The sequence below is a fragment of the Flavobacterium sp. CLA17 genome (genome assembly GCF_013112255.2).
Taxonomy (GTDB): Bacteria; Bacteroidota; Bacteroidia; order Flavobacteriales; family Flavobacteriaceae; genus Flavobacterium; species Flavobacterium circumlabens.
Map to the genome: position 1 here is coordinate 5,055,786 of NZ_CP068294.1, position 21,826 is coordinate 5,077,611.

General features: G+C 35.6%; 21 protein-coding genes and 1 riboswitch. Of the genes, 13 read left to right on the forward strand and 8 right to left on the reverse strand.

The features are described from left to right. Positions 1 to 9 precede the first annotated feature (9 nt). The 6 genes from HAV12_RS20825 to HAV12_RS20850 form a co-directional block, all read right to left on the reverse strand. A complete protein-coding gene (locus HAV12_RS20825) occupies positions 10 to 312 on the reverse strand; it encodes a co-chaperone YbbN (protein WP_132031686.1) in 303 nt (100 codons plus the stop codon). Between the two features lie 72 nt (positions 313 to 384). After that, positions 385 to 1,620: a metallophosphoesterase gene (locus HAV12_RS20830; RefSeq protein WP_171571296.1), complete on the reverse strand. Its 1,236-nt coding sequence runs from the start codon at positions 1,618 to 1,620 to the stop codon at positions 385 to 387. 187 nt (positions 1,621 to 1,807) lie between these two features. Then, positions 1,808 to 1,996 carry a hypothetical protein gene (locus tag HAV12_RS20835; RefSeq protein WP_132031690.1) on the reverse strand — a complete coding sequence of 63 codons (189 nt, stop codon included), beginning with the start codon at positions 1,994 to 1,996 and terminating at the stop codon, positions 1,808 to 1,810. A gap of 110 nt (positions 1,997 to 2,106) precedes the next feature. Next, complete coding sequence (locus HAV12_RS20840) at positions 2,107 to 3,441, reverse strand: cell wall metabolism sensor histidine kinase WalK (protein ID WP_240345205.1); 1,335 nt, start codon at positions 3,439 to 3,441, stop codon at positions 2,107 to 2,109. A gap of 11 nt (positions 3,442 to 3,452) precedes the next feature. After that, complete coding sequence (locus HAV12_RS20845) at positions 3,453 to 4,127, reverse strand: response regulator transcription factor (protein WP_171571297.1); 675 nt, start codon at positions 4,125 to 4,127, stop codon at positions 3,453 to 3,455. A 175-nt stretch (positions 4,128 to 4,302) separates the two neighbouring features. Next, positions 4,303 to 4,518: a hypothetical protein gene (locus HAV12_RS20850; protein ID WP_171571298.1), complete on the reverse strand. Its 216-nt coding sequence runs from the start codon at positions 4,516 to 4,518 to the stop codon at positions 4,303 to 4,305. Between the two features lie 313 nt (positions 4,519 to 4,831). Here HAV12_RS20850 and polA point away from each other — a divergent pair, with 313 nt between their 5' ends. Next, positions 4,832 to 7,669, forward strand: coding sequence for a DNA polymerase I (gene polA / locus HAV12_RS20855; protein WP_171571299.1), 2,838 nt, complete (start codon positions 4,832 to 4,834; stop codon positions 7,667 to 7,669). Positions 7,670 to 7,860: 191 nt separating this feature from the next. Here polA and HAV12_RS20860 read toward each other — a convergent pair whose 3' ends face one another. After that, the gene (locus tag HAV12_RS20860; RefSeq protein WP_171571300.1) at positions 7,861 to 8,889 is read right to left on the reverse strand and encodes a LacI family DNA-binding transcriptional regulator; all 1,029 of its coding nucleotides are present in this window, start codon (positions 8,887 to 8,889) and stop codon (positions 7,861 to 7,863) included. Positions 8,890 to 9,426: 537 nt separating this feature from the next. On the opposite strand from HAV12_RS20860, the gene HAV12_RS20865 reads away from it, so the two are divergent. The 6 genes from HAV12_RS20865 (at position 9,427) to tsf (ending at position 14,147) form a co-directional block, all read left to right on the forward strand. Continuing rightward, on the forward strand, positions 9,427 to 10,173 hold the full coding sequence (locus HAV12_RS20865; RefSeq protein WP_171571301.1) for a ferritin-like domain-containing protein: 747 nt from the start codon (positions 9,427 to 9,429) through the stop codon (positions 10,171 to 10,173). Positions 10,174 to 10,201: 28 nt separating this feature from the next. Then, positions 10,202 to 11,014: a ferritin-like domain-containing protein gene (locus HAV12_RS20870; protein WP_132031702.1), complete on the forward strand. Its 813-nt coding sequence runs from the start codon at positions 10,202 to 10,204 to the stop codon at positions 11,012 to 11,014. A gap of 196 nt (positions 11,015 to 11,210) precedes the next feature. Continuing rightward, positions 11,211 to 11,666, forward strand: coding sequence for a 50S ribosomal protein L13 (gene rplM, locus HAV12_RS20875; protein WP_007808911.1), 456 nt, complete (start codon positions 11,211 to 11,213; stop codon positions 11,664 to 11,666). Next, positions 11,666 to 12,052, forward strand: a complete 387-nt coding sequence (rpsI, locus tag HAV12_RS20880; RefSeq protein WP_007808909.1) for a 30S ribosomal protein S9 — start codon at positions 11,666 to 11,668, stop codon at positions 12,050 to 12,052. Before rplM ends, rpsI begins: the two co-directional genes overlap by 1 nt. Before the next feature lie 176 nt (positions 12,053 to 12,228). Then, a complete protein-coding gene (rpsB, locus tag HAV12_RS20885) occupies positions 12,229 to 13,044 on the forward strand; it encodes a 30S ribosomal protein S2 (RefSeq protein WP_132031704.1) in 816 nt (271 codons plus the stop codon). A gap of 140 nt (positions 13,045 to 13,184) precedes the next feature. Further along, positions 13,185 to 14,147, forward strand: coding sequence for a translation elongation factor Ts (gene tsf, locus HAV12_RS20890; RefSeq protein ID WP_132031706.1), 963 nt, complete (start codon positions 13,185 to 13,187; stop codon positions 14,145 to 14,147). A 73-nt stretch (positions 14,148 to 14,220) separates the two neighbouring features. Here tsf and HAV12_RS20895 read toward each other — a convergent pair whose 3' ends face one another. Next, positions 14,221 to 16,341, reverse strand: coding sequence for a M3 family metallopeptidase (locus HAV12_RS20895; RefSeq protein WP_171571739.1), 2,121 nt, complete (start codon positions 16,339 to 16,341; stop codon positions 14,221 to 14,223). Positions 16,342 to 16,522: 181 nt separating this feature from the next. On the opposite strand from HAV12_RS20895, the gene HAV12_RS20900 reads away from it, so the two are divergent. The 6 genes from HAV12_RS20900 (at position 16,523) to thiC (ending at position 21,791) form a co-directional block, all read left to right on the forward strand. Next, complete coding sequence (locus HAV12_RS20900) at positions 16,523 to 17,185, forward strand: queuosine precursor transporter (protein WP_132033164.1); 663 nt, start codon at positions 16,523 to 16,525, stop codon at positions 17,183 to 17,185. Between the two features lie 15 nt (positions 17,186 to 17,200). Then, a complete protein-coding gene (locus HAV12_RS20905; RefSeq protein ID WP_171571302.1) occupies positions 17,201 to 17,881 on the forward strand; it encodes a hypothetical protein in 681 nt (226 codons plus the stop codon). 91 nt (positions 17,882 to 17,972) lie between these two features. Further along, positions 17,973 to 18,422, forward strand: coding sequence for a lipocalin family protein (locus HAV12_RS20910; RefSeq protein ID WP_171571303.1), 450 nt, complete (start codon positions 17,973 to 17,975; stop codon positions 18,420 to 18,422). A gap of 357 nt (positions 18,423 to 18,779) precedes the next feature. After that, positions 18,780 to 19,337, forward strand: a complete 558-nt coding sequence (locus HAV12_RS20915) for a DNA-3-methyladenine glycosylase I (RefSeq protein WP_171571304.1) — start codon at positions 18,780 to 18,782, stop codon at positions 19,335 to 19,337. A 155-nt stretch (positions 19,338 to 19,492) separates the two neighbouring features. Next, positions 19,493 to 19,590, forward strand: a riboswitch (TPP riboswitch). 65 nt (positions 19,591 to 19,655) lie between these two features. Further along, complete coding sequence (gene thiS / locus HAV12_RS20920) at positions 19,656 to 19,862, forward strand: sulfur carrier protein ThiS (RefSeq protein ID WP_171571305.1); 207 nt, start codon at positions 19,656 to 19,658, stop codon at positions 19,860 to 19,862. Between the two features lie 105 nt (positions 19,863 to 19,967). Then, positions 19,968 to 21,791: a phosphomethylpyrimidine synthase ThiC gene (gene thiC / locus HAV12_RS20925; RefSeq protein ID WP_132031716.1), complete on the forward strand. Its 1,824-nt coding sequence runs from the start codon at positions 19,968 to 19,970 to the stop codon at positions 21,789 to 21,791. The last annotated feature ends 35 nt before the right edge of the window (positions 21,792 to 21,826 follow it).

Sequence of the window (21,826 nt, forward strand, 5' to 3'; positions counted from 1 at the left end):
AATCTTTTATTATAAGTTAAATTGATCCTGAACAATTCCGATTATTGTATTGGCATCGAGTTCTCCTGACTGTCTCCAGATCATTTGTCCTTCTTTGTAAATCATTAAGGTAGGAAGTCCCTTTATACGCAAGGCTTCAGCAAGTTCCTGGTTTTTATCTACATCAATTTTAATGACTTTGGCCTTATCGCCAAGTGCAGCAGCCACATCCTTTATAACAGGATGCATTGACACAGATGATTCGTTCCAATCAGTATAAAAATCAATTAACACCGGAACCTGAGCATTTATAAGTTCTCCAAATTTTGACATAAAACCAAAAATTTAATTCTTTTAATCTATTAAAAAGAGATAGTTTAATACAAATGTAGCATTTTTAACGAATTAAGCCACATTCTTCCCTTTTTTTAGTTCAATGACCGTTATCTCCGGCATAATACCAACCCTTCCCGGATAGGCATGAAAACCAAAACCACGGTTCACATATACATATCGGCCAAACTCTTCATATAGTCCAGCCCATTGTTTGTAAATATATTGGGCAATACTCCATTTAAAATAGCCCGGTATTTCAATACCAAACTGCATTCCGTGTGTATGTCCGGACAACGTCAGATGAAAGTTTTTAGGATGGTTTTTAATTTCATATTCCCAATGACTTGGATCATGACTCATTAAGACTTTAAAATCATCCTGAGCTACATTTTGAGATGCTTTATTCAAATCTCCGGCTTTTTTAAAATTCTGCCCCCAGTTCTCTACTCCGATCAATGCAATTTTATCATCGCCTTTTTGGATGTAAGTATGCTCATTTAGCAATAAATTAAAACCAATCTGACCGTATAATTTTTTGATGTCCTGAAAATTTTCTTCTTTTTGCGTTTCCGATGGCCAGGTAACATATTCACCGTAATCATGGTTTCCTAAAACTGAAAATTTTCCGTATTTATAGTCTTTTATTCTATTGAAAGACGCTAACCAGGGATGCATTTCTTTTGCATGTGTATTTACAATATCTCCTGTAAACAAAATCATATCTGATTCCTGCTGATTGATCAGGTCAATAGCATAATTGATTTTCTCCGGATTATCAAAACTTCCACTGTGAACATCCGAAATCTGAGTAATTTTAAAACCATCAAAAGCATCCGGAAGGTCCGGAAAAAAGATGGTCTGCTTAATTACTTTAAAATTATACTTCCCTTCAAAAATTCCGTAAATTAAGGAAAGAAAAGGGACCGCAGCCAATCCTAAACCAATCTGGCTGATGAATTTTCGCCTTGACGGAATAGCTTCTGAACCACTTGAATTGTATACAAAATAATTCACTATTCCTGTTCCTGCTCTAAAAATATCTTCACCAAACATAATTAATGTCAGGACAATTTTAGGCACATAAACCATCAGCATCAGGCCAGTGGTTAACATAAACTGCCTCGTCTGTCCAACGGAGCGATCAACCTGCGAAAAAGAATAGATGATAAAAATTAAAAGCAGTACACTTATAATTTGATAACTGACCAAAACCCACCTTAATTTGATTAAAGTTCGAAAAGCCTGGTAAGAATAAAACTCAATAAATAAGAAAAGAGCACATAGAATTATAAAACGAACGATCATTAGTTATAGTTTTAAGCAAAGTAACAAAGAATGAATTTTTTATTGCTTTTTATTATCAAAAATTTAACTCAAAAATAAATCAAAAGGCTGATAAATTTCTTTACCAGCCTTTCTCTCTGCTCAAAATTATCTTTATTCATTATTAACAGCCAAACCAAAAGCTATGAAACCAAATAAAAATTACTTTTTATTTTTTTGTTTCTGCTTTAGCTGCTTCTGCTTTAACCTCCGCTTTCTTAGCTTTTTTCTCTGCCTTTTTCTCTTTTTTAGGAGCTTTTGCTTCTTTTACCGGAGTTGTTTGTGCCGGAGTTGTCTGAGCGTTTACCATTGCTGTTGTTCCTAAAACTGCTACTGCTAACATTACTAATTTTTTCATGACTTTGAATTTTATAAATTATTATTATTTGATTATTTATAAGCCAAAGATAGAATCAGTAAATGAAGATGAAATGAAGATTTGCCGTGTTAAAAAAAATTAACTTTAAATTAAGTTTTTGCAGTTTCCGGGAACAAAAGCAGAAATGTTGTTCCTTCATTAATTCCGGAGGTAACCTTAATTTCTATATGATGAAAATTAGCAATACTATCTGCAATAGCAAGCCCCAGACCTTGTCCGTCCTGATCTGAATTGATTCGGGTAAACCGGTTAAATATCTTTTCGATTTGAGAAGGATCCATACCAATTCCTGAATCGGTAATAGAAATAAAATAGTTTCGGTTTAGAAATCCGTCAGCGATTGTGATTTTTCCTTTTTGGGTATTGTATTTAATTGCATTTGTGATCAGATTATAAATGAGAATATGAATCAGTGTTTTATTTCCTTTAAAGCTAAAATCATGTTCCATTGTATTCGAAAACTCAATTTCTTTATCTTCAATTCTGTCCTGAAGATCTTCCTGCATGTCTGTTATGATTTCATAGAAATGAATCTCTTCTTCGGTTGTATACTGATTGTTTTCGATTCGGGAAATCAACAGCAGATTATTGATAATTTTTTTCAGCATATCCAATGTCTTCAGGGAACTCGCAATTTTATCAACCGCAGTATCATCTAAGGAATCATTCTGCAATAAATTTTCCAGCTTGTTTTTGAGTAAAGCGATTGGTGTAAGAAGTTCGTGCGAAACGTTGGAGATAAATTGTTTTTCTTTTTTAAAAAGCTCTCCGATACGATCCATCATCTGATTTAAAACCAAATCAAGTTCCCTGAAATCCCGTGATTTTGCTTTTATTGGCGTATGATCGAAAGTTTCGGGTTCATTGACCCGTCGAATTTTAGTATCAATTATTTTATAAAAAGGTTTCAGCAGATATTCAATATAAACTGTATCAGCCAGAAATGTAACCAGAAGAATAATCACCAAAACAATAATAATAAATAACCTGATAATAAACGTGAGGTCGTTTACTTCGCTAAGATCACTGCCAATTTCGAGTTGATATCCTTCCTTTTCATAGGTGAAATGATATTGGAGAATTCTGTACTCATTCTCTTCACCCTCAATAATCCGATAGTCATTACTAAAAGTGGTTTCTTTTTGACGAGGCTTTACGGGAACTTTCGAAAGTACCAGAAACTCACTGTGAAGCGTGGAAAATTGCGAATACGTTTCGGTTGAATCACCGGGATTTTCGATAAAATCATTAATCTCATTTTGATTTAAATGGTCAATAAATTTTTTCTTTTTCTCCAGCAATCCATTATTAATATGCCTGTAAACTACATTTTCGACCAAAATGGGCAACATTAACCATAAAACCAAAATGACCAACAATCTTGTCAGTGCATTAAAAATCGCCAATTGGTGTTTTATCTTCACAATATCTTATTTTACTCATTAATTCGATAGCCGACATTTCTGACTGTTTCAAACCAGCCGATATCGGTATGTTTGTCTAACTTTTTTCGAAGATTCCGAACATGAACATCTATAAAATTAGAATCTGAATTCACTTCCAGAATATCACCCCAAATATGCTCGGTTAATTGCAGCCGGGTAATCACCCGATTTTTATTCAGCACCAAATACTGAAAAATATCAAACTCTTTTTTGGTCAGATTAACAGGAATAGCATTGTAGCTTACCTTATAGTCCTGCAATTGCAGGGAGAAGCCATGAACTACCAGGTCATTCAATGTAAAACCATGCATTCTGCGAATAACCGCAAACAAACGGGCACTCAATTCGGTTAAGGCAAACGGTTTTGTGAGATAATCATCGGCGCCAAGATGCAAACCATTAATTCTGTCGTCTAATTCGCCACGAGCTGTAATGACAATGACAGCAATCTTTGATTTGGTTTTCCGAACAGCCCTCAAAACCTCAAAACCATCACCATCAGGCAGGCCAAGATCGAGCAGCATAGCATCATAATTATTACTGTTTACCTCTTCTAAAGCATCACCGCAATTATGAGTAATCTTGCACACATAACCCGTGTTGCATAAAAAATCATACACTTCTGCAGCGAGTTCCTTATTATCTTCAACAATTAAAATATTCATATATACAAATTCTAAGCGCAACTAAAATTAGGCAATTATAAAAAGCCCTGTTGCCTGTTATTAAAAAATTAACGAATCAAAAAAAGCTGATAAATCTCTTTATCAGCTTTCTCCATAATTATCCTTTCTGTTTTGCTCCCCTTACAATCCTTCGACAGCAAAACAAAAACAACTCTTATTTTTTCATTGTTGAGGCTTCTGATTTTGGAGCTTCTTTTTTATCTGATTTTGCTTTTTTATCAGATTTTTTTCTGGGATGTTTTGTAGCTTTAACCTCTTTTACGGGAGTTGCTTTAACTTCTTTTACAGGACCAGCTTTTAAAGCCGGAAATGCATGTACCATTGCTGTAGTTCCTAAAACTGCTACGAATAACATTAAAAAATTTCTCATGATTTCTACAATTTAAAATTAATAACCTTTTTAATTACAGATCAAATTTACTCCTGTAAAATGAAGACTAAATGAAGAAAAGATACTTCTCGGAAATTTTAACTTCAGATTAACTTATTAGTCCATTTGAGGCATTTTCGACCATCTAAGTTATATAAGTTTATTTCAGCTTATAAATAGGATACTGTTTTAAGCACGCTGCATTACGCATTTACTTAAATGAACTTATATAACTTACATGGTTAAAAAAAAATCCTGTCAGGCTAATTTTTGAGAACCCAATTGTTTATTTTTACAGACTAATATTTTTTTTATGTCAACTCAAAAACGTCTTTTTCTTCTTGATGCTTATGCACTAATATTCCGTGGTTATTATGCTTTCATAAAAAACCCGAGGATTAACTCCAAAGGAATGGATACATCTGCCATTATGGGTTTTATGAATTCCCTTCTGGATGTCATCAAAAGAGAAAAACCGGATCATCTGGCGGTTGCTTTTGACAAAGGCGGAAGTCATGTGCGAACAGAAATGTATACCGAATATAAAGCCAATCGTGACGAAACTCCGGAGGCTATAAAAATTGCGATTCCCTATATTCAGAGTTTATTAAGCGCAATGCACATTCCAATTATTGAATCTAATGGTTGTGAGGCCGATGATTTAATTGGTACCATTGCAAAACAGGCCGAAAAAGAAAATTACAAAGTCTACATGGTTACGCCTGATAAGGATTTTGCACAATTGGTTTCTGAAAATATTTTCATGTATAAACCGGCCCGAATGGGTAATGGAATTGAAATCTGGGGTGTTCCCGAAGTTTTGGCCAAGTTTGAAATTGAAAGACCGGAGCAGGTGATTGATTTTCTTGGAATGATGGGTGATGCTGTCGATAACATTCCCGGATTGCCTGGTGTTGGAGAAGTGACGGCAAAGAAATTCCTGAAAGAATTCGGATCAATGGAGAATCTTTTGGCCAATACGCATTTGCTGAAAGGAAAAATGAAAGAAAACATCGAAGCCAATAAAGAGAAAGGAATTCTTTCTAAAAAACTGGCTACCATTATTATAGACTGCGATGTTGTTTTTAATGAAACGGATTACGAATTAACGCGTCCGGATATCGAAAAAACAGATGCTATTTTTCAGGAACTGGAATTCAGAAGAATGGCTGAGCAGTTTGACAATTTGTTTAAAACAGGCGGAACTTCAACTGCAAATGAAGCCCCTGATGCCAAAGTATACAAAAAACCACAGCCTAAAAACGAAGATCAGTTTGATCTTTTCGGAAGTGCAACTTCAGATGAAAATCCTGAAACCGCAAGAACTTCTTTCTACACTACATTAGAAAATACCCCTCACTCCTATCAGGCTGTTGAAGGCGATTTGGGCGTCAAATTACTTTTGCAAAATTTACAAAAACAGCCTTCTGTTTGCTTCGATACCGAAACGACAGGTTTAGATGCGTTACATGCGGAGTTGGTTGGGATTTCTTTTTCGTATGAAAAAGGAAAAGGATATTATGTTCCGTTTCCGGAAAGTCAGGAAGAAGCTCAAACTTTAATCAACAAATTTATTCCGTTTTTTGAAAATGAAAACATCGAAAAAATTGGTCAGAATTTAAAATACGATTTAAAAATTCTTTCTAATTACGGCGTTACTGTAAAAGGAAAGCTTTTCGATACTATGATTGCACATTATCTGATTAATCCGGATATGCGTCATAATATGGATATTTTAGCAGAGACTTATTTAAAATATTCGCCCAAATCAATTGAAACCTTAATCGGTAAAAAAGGTAAAAATCAAATTTCCATGCGCGATGTTGCGCTTGAAGAAATCAAAGAATATGCTGCCGAAGATGCTGATATCACTTTGCAGTTAAAAGAAATTTTCACAACAGAATTAGACAAAACAGAAACTAAAAAGTTATTTGATGAAATCGAAATTCCGTTAGTAAGTGTTCTGGCTGCTATGGAAACCGAAGGAATTCGTCTGGATGTTGAATTTTTAAGTGCCATGTCTAAAGAAATGGATGTTGAAATTAAATCTCTGGAGCAAAAAATTTATGAAAGTGCCGGAGAGAAATTTAATCTGGCCTCGCCAAAACAATTGGGTGATGTCTTATTTGATAAAATGAAAATAGGAGGCGCCAAACAAAAGAAAACCAAAACGGGTCAGTACGCGACCGGGGAAGAAGTTTTAACCTATTTAGCCAACGACAATCCAATTGTAAAAGAGATCCTGGACTGGCGTCAGATGGTAAAATTACAGAGCACTTATATTTTGGCTTTACCGGAACAGGTAGACAAAAAAACATTACGTGTTCATACCGATTATATGCAAACCGTTGCCGCTACCGGGCGTTTGAGTTCTAACAATCCGAACTTACAGAATATCCCGATCCGTACCGAAAGAGGCCGTCAGATTCGTAAGGCATTTGTCGCAAGAGATGAAAACCATACGTTGATTTCTGCCGATTACTCTCAAATTGAATTGCGAATTATTGCGGCTCTAAGCGGAGAAGAAAATATGATTGCTGCTTTCCAGAACGGGGAAGACATTCACAAAGCAACTGCCGCGAAAGTATTTGATGTTCCGTTAGAAGAAGTTTCCCGCGAACAAAGAAGCAATGCCAAAACAGTAAACTTCGGAATTATCTACGGCGTTTCTGCCTTTGGACTGAGCAACCAAACTTCATTATCACGCAGTGAAAGTGCCGCTTTAATTGAGGCTTATTATAAAACATACCCACGATTGAAATCTTATATTTCGGACCAAATTGAGTTTGCCCGCGAAAAAGGATATGTACAGACTATTTTAGGTCGTCGTCGTTATCTGAAAGATATCAATTCGGCAAATGCAGTGGTGAGAAGTGCCGCTGAAAGAAATGCCGTAAATGCTCCTATTCAGGGAAGTGCTGCAGATGTCATTAAAATTGCCATGATCAACATTCACAAAAAATTAAAAGAAGAAAACTGGAAATCAAAAATGCTGCTTCAGGTACATGATGAGCTTGTGTTCGATGTTCACAATGATGAACTTGAAAAAATCCAGCCCATGATCAAACACGAAATGGAAAATGCTTTTAAAATGGCCGTTCCTTTAGAAGTGGAATTAGGAATGGGTAAAGACTGGCTGGAGGCGCATTAATTTTATTTTAGATTGTAGAGTGTAGATTGTAGATTTCTGCAATCTTGTCATTTCGACGGAGGAGAAATCACATAAAGTGAAGACATACAGTGTGCCGTACTCTGGATGTGATTTCTCCTCCGTCGAAATGACACAATAAAAAAAGACTGTCCTTTTGGAACAGTCTTTTTTTATATATCTCTTTTTTTGAACTATAATTTCCGAGTAGATTCTCTTTCTTTCAATACCGTCTTAATAACGATTGTTTCGTAATCCGAAGTTTCTTCTTCGTTTTCTTCCAGTCTTTTGATTAATCTTTTGGCAGCGACTTCTCCAATCTCAATTCCGTGCTGACTTACTGTAGTTAAACTTGGTGACAGACGTCTTGAAGCCAAAATTCCATCAGCAAAACCAATGATCGATAAATCTTCGGGAACTCTGTATCCTTTTTTCAATCCAACCCTTAGGGCGGCAACAGAATCATTTTCATCCAAAGCAAAAATTCCGTCGATTTTGTTGTTATCAAAAATCGCATCAATTTTAGCTTTCATATCCTCTTCAGAATCGGTACGAAGAATGATCTTTTCGTTTACCGGAATATTATTGTCTTTTAGAGCTTTCAAATATCCATCGGCCCTTAATTTTCCAACGCTCAGATTATCAACTGAAGAGATTAAGGCAATATTTTTACATCCTATATTGATTAAATGCTGAGTTGAATTTAAAGCCGAATCAAAATCATCAACGACAACCTTGTCACATTCTACTTCATCTGCAATTCTGTCAAACATTACAATAGGAGTTCCGTCATTTATAATCGCCGAGAAATGGTTGTATTCCTGTAGTTTTTGTGCTTCTTCCGAAACGGACAATATAAAACCGTCAATAGTTCCGTTACTAAGCATTTCAAGTGTATGAATTTCTTTTTCCAAAGACTCATTAGAAATACAGGTAATTACGTTATATCCTTTTTTGTCTGCTACTTTTTCGATACCGCTAAAAACCTTCGCAAAAAAGGAGTTTAATATATTAGGTATAATAACTCCAATTGTTTTTGTTTTACGATTCTTCAAATTCAGACCAATAACGTTTGGTTTGTAATTTTTTAGTTTAGCATACTCTTTAATTTTTATTTTAGTCTGCTCACTGATTTCAGGGCTATCATTAAGCGCTTTAGAAACTGTTGATACAGAAACATTAAGTTCTTTCGCGATTTGTTTTAAAGTTGCTTTAGCTTTCATTCTATCATAATTTATGGAATTAGTACAAATATAGTAGAATTAGTGAAATTACAACAAAAACCAAATAAAAGCTGAGTGAAATTATAAAGTAGATTCATTTCTTATTTTATAATGATTTAAAAAAAAACATGAAGAATCAGAAGTTTATTTCTTAAAAGCCATAAGTAATTTCTATTAAATTACGATGTAAAAACTTACTTATAATAAATATTTATGTTAAAAAAAGAAAATACAACGATCTGTTTTAAACTCAATATTTATAAAACTCTCCTGTAAATACATCAATTTCATAAGTAATCACGCACTCTTCTTCAGAATCACAGTTACTAAAACCCCTGAAAACAAAGGCATTTTACAGATTATCAGAAGATTAACCTATTTAAAAACGGAATTTTACTACAAAATTTAATCTGCCTTTAAGTAAGAAATAAGTATCAAAATTTTTACAAACTCCTAAAACCGCACTCTTTAAAATTTCGTTAATACTTATTTACAGATAATTATGATTTGCTATTAATAACCTTAAAAAATTTAATTATGAAAAACGAAGTAAGAATTCATGAGGTTGACACTTCATTGAACAACAGAAGGAATTTTCTCAAACTTAGCGGACTGACTGTTGTTGGTGCGGGGTTACTTATGGCCGGGTGTAGTGATAATGATAATGACGACCCAGTTGTAGATAATATGTTACCGGGAATCAGAAATGGAAAATTTGACTTAGGTGCCGGAGATTTTGGCGTTTTAACATATGCATATGCTTTAGAACAATTAGAAGCTGACTTTTATACTAAGGTGGTAAATGCTTCAAATTTCAATGCCACTTTTAATGAGATCGAGAAACAAGTACTTACCGACTTGTATTATCATGAAGTCGTGCACAGAGATTTCTTTAAGGCTGCTTTGAGCGGCGGACTACCAGATCCGAGTTCTCAACTATTGCCGACACTGGCCTTTAATTACGGAGCGTTAAACTTTAACAGCCGTACTGATGTTCTCGCGACTGCTAAAGCTCTTGAAGATACTGGTGTAGCTGCATACAATGGTGCCGGAAAACTGATCAAAAGTCCGGATTATCTATTATTAGCCGGGAAAATTGTTTCAGTAGAAGCAAGACATGCGTCTGCAATCAGAAGTTTAATTAATCCTAATTCTAAAGACTTTGCAGGAGATGATATCGTAAATATGACTACCGGATTGGATGATGCAAAAGACCCGTCTAAAATATTGGCCATTGCAGGTGGATTTATTACAACACAATTTACAGCTCAATTTTTACCTTAATATTAATGCACTTTAAAAACTAGAAATTATGAATATATTAAAATTTATAGAGTCATTTACTAATGAAGGTATTATGGCCAGCACAGGTTCAAGAAGAGACAGTTTTACACAATTTGGAAATCTTGGAAAAAATTTAGCATTTGCATCCATTCCATTCGGTTTATCAGCATTAGCAAATAAAGCAATGGCACAAGATATAACTGCCACTCCGGCAACACCAATCGGAGCTTTGCAATTTGCACTGACATTAGAATACCTGGAAAATGAATTTTATGCAATGGCATTAGATTCAGGAGTTATTCCGGCATCAGAAAATGGTGGTCGCGATTTAAAAGTTTTTCAGCAAATAGCAGATCATGAAGCCGATCACGTAAAATTTCTAATTGCCGGATTAGGAGGCACCTCGAGTGCTAACTTTGTTCCGAAACCAACTTTCGACTTTACGGTTGGCGGTGCTTTTGATCCTTTTGGAAATTATCAGACATTTTTGGCGTTAGCCCAGGCATTTGAAGATACAGGTGTAAGAGCCTACAAAGGTCAGGCCGCAAACCTGATTTCAGCTCCGGCTTTACTTACCGCAGCATTACAAATACATTCTGTTGAAGCACGTCATGCCTCTGAAGTACGAAGACTGCGTGGTTTAAAAGGATGGATTTCTAATAGCGACAGAGGTACCGGAATGCCAGCGGCCACACAAGCCGTATATGATGGTGAAGGACTAACCATGCAGGCAGGATATAATACTGCAACCTTATTTGGAGCTGCCGCCGGATCTGAAGCTTATGACGAACCACTTACTACACAACAAGTTGTAGACATAGCCAATATATTTATAGTGTAAATTATTTTTTTATAAGCCTTTTATAAACCATCTTTACTCCATTTTGTAAAGATGGTTTTTTTATTGTTTTAGATGAAAAAATAACTCCTGAAAATCAGCAGTTAAAATAATCATTTAAGGTATTTGGTTTTAAAATAATTAATTGTACTTTTGCATCCCCTTTATTGGGGATGGAATGTTTAATTAAAATAATATTATGGACGCATTAAGCTACAAGACAATTTCAGCTAGCAAAGCCACTGTAACGAAAGAGTGGATTGTTGTTGACGCTGAAGGTCATAACTTAGGTCGTCTTGCTTCAAAGGTTGCAATGATCTTAAGAGGTAAGTACAAGCCAAGTTACACACCGCACGTTGACTGTGGAGATAACGTAATTGTTATCAACTCAGAAAAAATTAACCTTACAGGTACAAAAATGAATGACAAAATTTACATGCGTCATACAGGTTACCCAGGAGGACAAAGAACTTTAACTGCTAAAGTATTGCAATCTAAAAACCCTGCATTACTAGTAGAGAAAGCTGTAAAAGGAATGTTACCTAAAAACAAATTAGGGGCTGAACTTTTTAGAAATCTAAATGTTGTTGTAGGATCTGAGCACAAACAAGGAGCTCAAAAACCTAGAACTGTTAACCTAAACGATCTTAAGTAATGGGAGTTATTCACAAAATCGGTAGAAGAAAAACCGCTGTTGCACGTGTATATGTTTCTGAAGGAACAGGAAAAATCACTGTAAACAAAAAAGAATTCGCAACTTACTTTCCAACTGCAACTTTACAATACAAAGTTTTACAACCAATGTCTATGACAGAAAATGTAAACAACTTTGATGTAAAAGTAAACGTTTACGGAGGTGGTTCAACTGGTCAGGCAGAAGCTGTAAGAATGGCATTAGCACGTGTTATGTGTGAAGTAAATGCTGAAAACAGAGCTATCCTTAAACCAGAAGGTTTATTAACAAGAGATCCAAGAATGGTTGAACGTAAGAAATTCGGTCAGAAGAAAGCTCGTAAGAGATTCCAATTCTCTAAACGTTAATATTACCTGTCTTGTTCAATTAGGACAAGACATGATCAATTATTTATTGAAATTAAAAAACACAGTTGTTGTTGCTCTCCTACCGAGGTAGGAAATAGTTTAGCATCTAAATGTATAAAGCCTGGGAAACCGCCATTTATACATTGCTAATCAACAGAACGTAAACTAGTACAAAAATGGCAAACAAAATAGAAGTTAAAGACTTACTAGAAGCAGGTGTTCACTTTGGACACATGACTAGAAAATGGGATCCAAACATGGCTCCTTACATTTATATGGAGCGTAATGGTATACACATTATCAATCTATATAAAACTGCAGCTAAAATTGAAGAAGCTAATGAAGCTTTGAAAAAAATCGCTGCATCAGGTAGAAAAATCTTATTCGTAGCTACCAAAAAACAAGCAAAAGACATCGTTGCTGAAAAAGCAAAAGCTGCAAACATGCCTTATATCACTGAAAGATGGCCTGGTGGAATGCTAACTAACTTCGTAACTATCAGAAAGGCAGTTAAAAAAATGTCTTCTATTGATAAAATGAAGAAAGATGGTACTTTCATGACTCTTTCTAAAAAAGAGCGTTTGCAAGTTGATCGTCTACGTGCTAAATTAGAGAAAAACTTAGGTTCAATCGCTGATATGTCTAGACTACCTGCAGCATTGTTCGTAGTAGATATCAAAGCTGAACATATCGCAATAAAAGAAGCACAAAAATTAAACATTCCAGTTTTCGCAATGGTTGATACGAATTCTGACCCAAGAGAGGTTGATTACGTTATTCCTGCAAATGATGATGCTTCTAAATCAATTGACAAAATTTTATCTTTAGTAACTGCTGCTGTAATCGAAGGTCTTTCTGACAGAGGTTCTGACAAAGAAACTGAAGTTTTTACTGAAGAAGCTGCTGTTGAAGCTGCTCCTGCTGTAGAGGCTGCACCAGCTGTTGAAGCTGCACCGGCTGTTGAAGCTGCTGCTCCTGCAACTGAAGAATAAATAACAATTTAAATTCCAAATTTTAAATTCCAAAATCCAAAAAAAAAAAATTAAAAACATTATGTTGATAATTTAATAAAATTGGAGTTTGGGATTTAAAAGATGGAATTTTTACTTTTAACATTAAAATTCAAAATATTATGGCAACAATTACTGCTGCAGATGTAAATAAATTAAGACAAACTACAGGTGCCGGAATGATGGACTGTAAAAAAGCTTTAGTTGAGGCTGATGGAGATTTCGATAAAGCTATTCAAGTCCTTAGAGAAAAAGGACAAAAAGTTGCTGCTAACCGTTCTGACCGTGAGTCTTCTGAAGGAGCTGCTGTTTCTTTTATCAATGCTGACAATACTAAAGGAGCTATCATTACTTTAAACTGCGAAACTGATTTCGTAGGTAAAAATGAGGCTTTCGTAACTTTGGCTAAAGAATTAGTAGAAAAAGCTATCAATTTCTCTTCTAAAGAAGAATTCTTAGCTTCAGATTTCAACGGAATTACTGTTGCTGAAAAATTAATTGAGCAAACTGGAGTTATCGGAGAAAAAATCGAAATCGGTGGTTTTGAAATCTTAGAAGGTGCTTTTGTTGGATCTTATGTTCACGTTAACAAAATTGCTGCATTAACTGCAATTTCTGCTGCAGTTCCTAACGCTGACGTTTTAACTAAAGATGTTTCTATGCAAGTTGCTTCTATGGGAGCTGATACATTATCTTACAAAGATTTTGATCCTGCTTTCGTTGAATCTGAACTTGCTGCTCGTATTGCTGTAATCGAAAAGGATAATGAAGAAGCAAAACGTTTAGGAAAAACTTTAAAAAATGTTCCTAAATATATTTCTTTCTCTCAATTAACGGAAGAAGTTTTAAAACAAGCTGAAGAAGATGCTAAAGCGGAATTAAAAGCGGAAGGTAAACCAGAACAAATTTGGGACAAAATTATTCCGGGAAAAGTGCAACGTTTCATCTCTGACAATACTACTTTAGACCAGGAGAAAGCTTTACTAGATCAAAACTTCATCAAAGATGACAGTAAAAAAGTTAGTGATTATGTTAAAGGATTCAACGTTGAAATTTCAGGTTTCAAAAGAGTTACTTTAGGTTAATATATTATTATTTCAATATAAAAAGCCCGAATATTTATTTATTCGGGCTTTTTTATTTGCTGATTTCAGGCTCTTAGTTTTTCTTCTCTACGATCGGAAAGTTTCTCGCACGCATTAAAGCATCAGACTTAGGGGCTCTTCCTCTGAAGTTCTCATATGCTTTTTCCTGATCGATCGTGTTTCCGACACTAAATACAGTATCATAAAGACGTTTAGCCACTTCTTTGCCATAAGGGCCTTTTCCTTCAAGGAAAGCTTCGTAGGCATCTGCATTTATAACATCAGCCCATAAATAACTATAGTATCCGGCTGCATATCCATCACTCGAAAAAATATGTCCAAATTGTGGAATCCTGTGACGCATTACAATCTCAGAAGGCATATGTAGCGCATCTAATGTTTCTTTTTCAAATTTATGAGGATCAATAGCTGTCGTAGTCAAATGAAGCTTCATATCTATTAAAGAACTTGAAATAGTTTCTACAGTAGAGAATCCTTCACCAAAGTTGGCTGCTCTTTCAATTCTTTCCACCAATGCATGCGGCAAAGGCTGATTCGTTTTGTAATGTAAGGCAAATTTATTCAAAACTTCAGGAGTAGCCAGCCAATGCTCTAACAACTGAGAAGGAAACTCTACATAATCCCTGGCTACCGATGTGCCGGATAAACTAGGATAGGTTACATTGGAACATAAACCATGAAGCGCATGCCCAAATTCATGAAATAGTGTTGTAGCATCCTCCCATGAAATTAAAATAGGCTCATTTGCAGTGCCTTTAATAAAATTGCAATTGTTAGAAACAATCGTCAGCACGTTACCATCCAGTTTTTGCTGATCCCTGTAAGAATTCATCCATGCTCCGGAACGCTTTCCTGTACGTGCATAGGGATCAAAATACCACAATCCGACCACTTTACCGTTTAGCTTATTACTTACCTCCCAAACACGCACATCCGGATGATATACCGAAACATTTGTAATTTGTTTAAAACTTAAGTTGAATAATTCACCCGCAACCCAAAACATTCCTTCTCGCAGGTTTTCTAACTGCAAATAAGGCTTCACCTCATTTTGGTCTAAATCATACTTTGCTTTCCTTACTTTTTCAGCATAGAAACGATAATCCCAAGGCTGAATTTTAAATGTACCGCCTTCCGCATCCACAATCTTTTGCATTTCAGCAACATCATGATGTACTTTTTCTACAGCCGGAGTCCAGACAGATTCCATTAGTGCCATTGTTTTCTGTGGGTCTTTCGCCATTTTATTTGACAAACTCCAATGAGCGAATGAAGGGAAACCAAGTATTTTGGCTTTTTCCGTACGTAATTGCAAAATAGAGACTAAAGTGGCATTATTATCATTCGCATTTCCGTTATCACCTCGTTTCACAAAAATATTAAAAGCCTTTTCGCGCAAATCCCTGCGATTGGAAAAGGTCAGAAAGGGTTCGATTGAAGAACGTGTATTGGCAACACATCCCATTACGCCCAATTTTCTTTCTTTCGCTTCTGCAATTGCTGCATTTTTCACTTCAGCAGGAAGGCCGTCGAAATCGGCTTCAGTCTTTAATTCCACATACTGATCATGTTCTTCTGCCAGCAAATTTTGACTGAATTTCGTAAAAAGTGTCGCCAGCTGCTTATTGATTTCAGCTACTTTTTCTTTATCCGCATTATTTAATTTTGCTCCTTCACGAACGAATTCTGTATAATACAACCAAATTAAGCGTTGTTGTTCACTCGTAAATTTTTTACTTTCTTTTGAATTATATAACGTTTCGATCCTTTCGAAAAGCTTTTTATTCTGATTGATCTTATCATTGAATTCAGAAAATTTAGGAGACATTTCCGTATCTACGGCATTAAACTCCGGACTGCTTAAATTTGATCTGTAAATTCCGTAAACTGTAGCAATTCTTGTAATTGTTTTTCCGGAAAGCTCTAAGGCGGCTATCGTATTGTCAAAAGTCGGAGCTTTTGGATTATTGGCAATAGCATCTACTTCGTTAAGTTTTTCCTGAATTCCGAACTCAATTGCCGGTTTAAAATCTGATACTTTATACTCATTAAAAGCAGGAACGCCTCCATAAGGGCCGATCCATTTTTTAAGCAGCGGATTCTCAGAATTGGTTTGTGCGTGTGACGCAAAAAAAGTTGTACCCATAAGAAAAATTCCTATTATTTTTTTCATTACCATTAATTTACTTGATCTAAATGAATTTTGTTAGTATTTCAAAAATAACTAAAAAACGCCATTGAATAGAAAAATTTAACTTTCAGTATTCTTAAATCGGCTATTATTTAATTTAAATTCAAACTGTTTTATGTTATAAAGAAAAAACTTAAATTTGAAACTTCAATCACAAAAAGATATGTTCAAAACCAAAAAAGAAATTGTCTTTGTTATTCTTGCAGGAATTTTTATCACTAATGCTGTAGTAGCCGAATTAATTGGAGGAAAATTAATTCAAATTGGGCCATTTGTAATGAGTATCGGAATTCTGCCCTGGCCTATCGTTTTTCTTACAACCGATTTAATCAATGAATATTTTGGAGAAAAGGGAGTTAAAAAACTTTCTTTTATAACAGCTTGTCTGATCGCTTATGCCTTTCTAATCTTATTTATGGCTATCGTAATTCCCGCGGCAAAAGGCATCAGCCCGGTAAATGATGAACAATTTCTCGCTGTTTTCGGACAAAGTATGTGGATTATTGTCGGAAGTCTTATTGCCTTTATGGCCTCTCAGCTTATAGATGTATGGATCTTTTGGTTTTTTAAAAGACGCACAGGTGAAAAAAAAATATGGCTGAGAACTACCGGATCTACCGTAGTCTCTCAATTATTTGATTCGTTTATTGTTCTCGGAATTGCTTTCTGGCTACCGGGAAAAATCAATTTTGACACTTTTATTTCTTCAGCCTTAACGGGTTATGTTTTTAAACTGTCAGTCGCCATTTTATTAACTCCGTTAATTTATCTGGGGCATCATTTAATCAAAAAATATTTGAAAGAGGATTCTTCTGTTAAAGATTAAGCGTACCTTGTAGTTATGAAAAAGATAATTGCCATCTTACTCCTTTCAATAGCCTGTTTTTTTACAGGCTGTGGTGACGATGCAAAAAAACAGGCTAAACAAGAAACCGTTTATCCGGTCAATAAATTAAACCCTGCTCCGGTAAAAATCTTAAAAAAAGCAACACCGAAAACTACACTTATTTCAAATTCCAAAAAAAGAGCTCTTGCTGAAAAAAAGAATATTTTTTCAGTAAAAGCAGAACATGATTTTGAGCCGCAAATTAAAAACCAACAGATTATAACAAACAGTCCTAAATTAGATCTTAGTGAAGAGGCAAATAAAACCCTGATGACGTTCGTTAATTTGCGCAAAATACTTTACGGAAGCAAAATTGGACAGACTTTAACTCAGGAGGAACTCACTCAAAAATTTGAAATTCCGGAAGAAGCTGTTAAACTTGTAAAAAGTATTACAAAAACCGACGATGATGAAATTGCCGTAAAATGGCGTTCGACATGGTTGGTAGAAAAGATTTCCGATGCTAAATTCAGAGACGGCCTGATGAAAATCACCTTTAAAGCCAATAAACTATACACTTCAGGGACTGCAATTGGCATCAAATACGACAAGAAGATTTATAATGAACTGGTTATAATTGGCCGTTCTGCTTATATTCCGGGCGTAAAAGGATATAGCTGGCAAATTGGAAAATGACAACGTAAGCCAATCTTAATTAAAAGATTTAATCACATTAATATTCTTAATAATCATAAAAATATATTTCTAAAAATTATTTAAAACCACAATGAAACAACTAACCATTTTATTTTTATTTATAACAGCACTAGGATTAACTTTTACAAGCTGCAGCAACGACAGTGATAATGACAACAATGCATCAATTGTTGGTAAATGGGAATTCTCACAATATGGAATTGGGAGTATCGGTCAAGAAATTTTAACAGACCGGATTAACGTAGTTGAATGCGGCAAAGATTATATGGAGTTTCTTTCTGACGGAACCTATAAAGTGATCCTATTTAGAAAAGAAAACGGAAAGTGTATTACTTTAGAAGACAGTGGGAAATACACAAAAAACGGATCAACTCTTTCTCTTATAAAAAATAACATAGAAGAACTGGAGCCAGCAGATTCTGAAATCATAATACTAAATAATACTACTTTAAAAATTAGAATTATATCTCAAATCGAAAAAGAAACGGTTTCAGAATTAGTAATATTTAAAAAAGTATAAAGGGGAAACAAAAACCTAATCAGGCGCGATTTTGTATTGAGCATGTGATTTTTACACAAAAAAACATCATGATAAAGAGTACGGCGATTTAATTTTTTTTAGAGAAGTACAATTATAAGTACACCGTAAAACAAAATTTAATAAATGTAAATCTTGAATTTTCACAAAATGTCATTATCGATTTATCGAATCCGGACAAAATTCGAATAAGTGATCAGATTATAAGCTGGATTTTAATTTTTACAATCTTTTACTTTATCAAACCTTAAAGTTTTAAACTACAACTTGTAGCAGCTACAAAATAGATTTATAAATCTCAAACTTACTAATTGAGATTCTTTATATTTGAAATAAAAAATGGAGCCTATTCGATGCGGCTGGTGTTCCGCCAGTGATTTATACAAAAAATACCATGACGAAGAATGGGGCGTTCCGGTATATGACGATGCCTCATTATTCGAATTTTTAATTCTGGAAACTTTTCAGGCAGGTTTGAGCTGGATTACCATTTTAAATAAAAGAGAAAATTTCAGGACTGCTTTTGATGATTTCGATTATAAAAAAATAGCCCATTATCCGGAAGATAAAATTGAATCTTTATTACTCGATACCGGAATTATCCGCAACAGGCTTAAAATTCGAGCTACCATTTCAAACGCTCAGGCTTTTATAAAAGTACAGGAAGAATTTGGAAGTTTCTCTGACTATATCTGGAAATTCACCAATGGAAAACCAATCATAAACAATCCGAAGACATCAAAGGATGTTCCTGCTACTACTCCACTCTCCGATGAAATCAGTAAAGATTTAAAAAAAAGAGGCTTCAAATTCGTAGGTTCAACGGTTATTTATGCTCATATGCAGGCTACGGGCATGGTCAACGATCACGTTGAGGACTGCTGGACAAGGACTTAGTAGACTGTCTTCACTCGCAGTTTTCAGTCTGTTTGCAAGTCCCCTTTCTCAGTCGCAGTTTCAGTCTCTTTGCGGGTTTCCAGTTTTCAGTTTTATGAAAATCTGAAAACTGCGGCTAAAAACTGCGACTGAAAACTTTTTTTCCTTACATTTGCTTCACACTTTAGGGGTGTCTGCAACATTGCAGGCTGAGATTTTACCCTCTGAACCTGATCTAGTTCATACTAGCGTAGGGAAAAGTAAGATGACTTCTTCGCGCATTTTTGTGCGCAATTGTAGCCATTCCTAAAGTATTATTATATACTAAACTCAAAAGGAATGGAACTAAAAATCAACCAACAAATCAAAAAATTCAATGCTGAAACACTTAGCGTTCAGGCATTGCTCGATCTCGAAATTCCAAACAAACAAAACGGAATCGCCGTGGCGGTCAACAGCACCGTAATTCCAAAACTACACTGGAATTCACACCTTATTCAGGAAACAGACGAGATTCTAATTATTTCAGCAACCCAGGGTGGATAAAAGTTAAATTCCAATCTTGAGGGTTTGGGATAAATTCCAAATTCCAATTTTACTTTGTAACAAATCCTTTCACATTTCACAACACACCTCTTACATAAAAAAGCTATGACGAACGAAGAACAAATATCCAGAACACCCTTTCCAAATTCTCAAAAAATATACATCAGCGGAGAAATACATCCGATAAAAGTGGCAATGCGTGAAGTAATTTTAAGCGATACAAGGCTTTCAAACGGCGGGACAGAAAAAAATCCGCCTGTAACTATTTACGACACATCTGGTGCTTACACAGATCCAAACATCACAATCGACATTCGAAAAGGGTTGCCCCGATTAAGAGAAGAATGGATTTTAGACCGAAAAGATGTAGAAATCTTATCTGAAATAACTTCCGATTACGGGCAAATGCGTTTAAAAGATGAGAATCTTGATCATTTAAGATTCGAATACCTGCATCAGCCAAAAAGAGCAAAAAAAGGGGCTAATGTCACACAGCTTTATTATGCCAAACAAGGAATTATTACTCCTGAAATGGAATATATCGCCATTCGAGAAAATCAGCGAATTGAACTTTTAAACGAACAAACCAAAGCCATGCAATGCCAGCATGCAGGTCATAGTTTTGGAGCAAATACACCCAAAAGTAAAATTACACCGGAATTTGTCCGCAGTGAAGTGGCTATCGGACGCGCTATTATTCCAAATAATATCAATCACCCTGAAAGCGAACCCATGATTGTGGGCCGCAATTTCCTTGTAAAAATAAATGCGAACATTGGCAATAGCGCTGTGACCTCAAGCATCGAAGAAGAGGTCGAAAAAGCCGTTTGGGCCTGCCGTTGGGGAGCAGACACCATCATGGATTTATCGACAGGAAAAAACATTCATGAAACCAGAGAATGGATTATCCGCAACTCCCCCGTACCCATCGGAACGGTGCCCATTTATCAGGCTTTGGAAAAAGTAAAAGGCATCGCCGAAGATTTAACCTGGGAAGTTTTCCGCGATACCTTAATCGAACAGGCAGAACAAGGCGTTTCTTATTTCACGATTCATGCCGGCGTTTTATTGCGTTACATTCACTTAACTGCTGATCGCGTTACCGGAATTGTTTCCCGCGGAGGATCGATTATGGCGAAGTGGTGTCTGTTTCATCATAAAGAGAATTTTTTATACACCCATTTTGAGGAAATCTGCGAAATCATGAAACAATACGATGTCGCTTTTTCCCTTGGAGACGGTTTGCGTCCGGGTTCTATTGCTGATGCCAATGATGCTGCGCAATTTGCCGAATTGGAAACACTTGGAGAATTAGCTAAGATTGCCTGGAAACATGATGTACAGGTTTTCATAGAAGGTCCGGGTCACGTGCCCATGCACATGATTAAAGAGAACATGGACAAACAGTTAGAACACTGCAATGAAGCTCCGTTTTACACACTCGGCCCGTTAACAACAGATATTGCGCCGGGATACGATCATATTACCTCTGCAATCGGAGCAGCTATGATTGGATGGTACGGCTGTGCAATGCTTTGTTACGTGACTCCAAAAGAGCATTTAGGCCTGCCCAATAAAAAAGATGTAAAAGACGGTGTCATCACCTATAAAATTTCGGCACATGCCGCAGACCTTGCCAAAGGACATCCGGGTGCTCAGTATCGGGATAATGCTTTAAGTAAAGCCCGTTTTGAATTCCGTTGGGAAGATCAGTTTAATTTATCGCTGGATCCGGATACGGCAAGAGAATTTCATGATGAAACACTTCCGGCCGAGGGTGCTAAAATTGCACATTTCTGCTCGATGTGCGGTCCGAAATTCTGCTCCATGAAAATCTCTCAGGAAATCCGTGACGTTGCTGCTGCCGAAAAAGGTATGCAGGAAAAATCAGAAGAGTTTATTGAGCAGGGGAAAGAGATTTATATCTGAGAAAGAAAATACAGAAAAGAGTAAAGATTAAAGAA

Coding starts and splice junctions, on each gene's coding strand:
- thiC (WP_132031716.1), top strand. CDS start 19,968: ATGACGAACGAAGAACAAATATCCAGAACACCCTTTCCAAATTCTCAA.
- HAV12_RS20835 (WP_132031690.1), bottom strand. CDS start 1,996: ATGAAAAAATTAGTAATGTTAGCAGTAGCAGTTTTAGGAACAACAGCA.
- HAV12_RS20865 (WP_171571301.1), top strand. CDS start 9,427: ATGAAAAACGAAGTAAGAATTCATGAGGTTGACACTTCATTGAACAAC.
- polA (WP_171571299.1), top strand. CDS start 4,832: ATGTCAACTCAAAAACGTCTTTTTCTTCTTGATGCTTATGCACTAATA.
- HAV12_RS20860 (WP_171571300.1), bottom strand. CDS start 8,889: ATGAAAGCTAAAGCAACTTTAAAACAAATCGCGAAAGAACTTAATGTT.
- tsf (WP_132031706.1), top strand. CDS start 13,185: ATGGCAACAATTACTGCTGCAGATGTAAATAAATTAAGACAAACTACA.
- HAV12_RS20895 (WP_171571739.1), bottom strand. CDS start 16,341: ATGAAAAAAATAATAGGAATTTTTCTTATGGGTACAACTTTTTTTGCG.
- rpsI (WP_007808909.1), top strand. CDS start 11,666: ATGGGAGTTATTCACAAAATCGGTAGAAGAAAAACCGCTGTTGCACGT.
- HAV12_RS20915 (WP_171571304.1), top strand. CDS start 18,780: ATGGAGCCTATTCGATGCGGCTGGTGTTCCGCCAGTGATTTATACAAA.
- thiS (WP_171571305.1), top strand. CDS start 19,656: ATGGAACTAAAAATCAACCAACAAATCAAAAAATTCAATGCTGAAACA.
- rpsB (WP_132031704.1), top strand. CDS start 12,229: ATGGCAAACAAAATAGAAGTTAAAGACTTACTAGAAGCAGGTGTTCAC.
- HAV12_RS20830 (WP_171571296.1), bottom strand. CDS start 1,620: ATGATCGTTCGTTTTATAATTCTATGTGCTCTTTTCTTATTTATTGAG.
- HAV12_RS20905 (WP_171571302.1), top strand. CDS start 17,201: ATGAAAAAGATAATTGCCATCTTACTCCTTTCAATAGCCTGTTTTTTT.
- HAV12_RS20825 (WP_132031686.1), bottom strand. CDS start 312: ATGTCAAAATTTGGAGAACTTATAAATGCTCAGGTTCCGGTGTTAATT.
- HAV12_RS20910 (WP_171571303.1), top strand. CDS start 17,973: ATGAAACAACTAACCATTTTATTTTTATTTATAACAGCACTAGGATTA.
- rplM (WP_007808911.1), top strand. CDS start 11,211: ATGGACGCATTAAGCTACAAGACAATTTCAGCTAGCAAAGCCACTGTA.
- HAV12_RS20850 (WP_171571298.1), bottom strand. CDS start 4,518: ATGAGAAATTTTTTAATGTTATTCGTAGCAGTTTTAGGAACTACAGCA.
- HAV12_RS20870 (WP_132031702.1), top strand. CDS start 10,202: ATGAATATATTAAAATTTATAGAGTCATTTACTAATGAAGGTATTATG.
- HAV12_RS20845 (WP_171571297.1), bottom strand. CDS start 4,127: ATGAATATTTTAATTGTTGAAGATAATAAGGAACTCGCTGCAGAAGTG.
- HAV12_RS20900 (WP_132033164.1), top strand. CDS start 16,523: ATGTTCAAAACCAAAAAAGAAATTGTCTTTGTTATTCTTGCAGGAATT.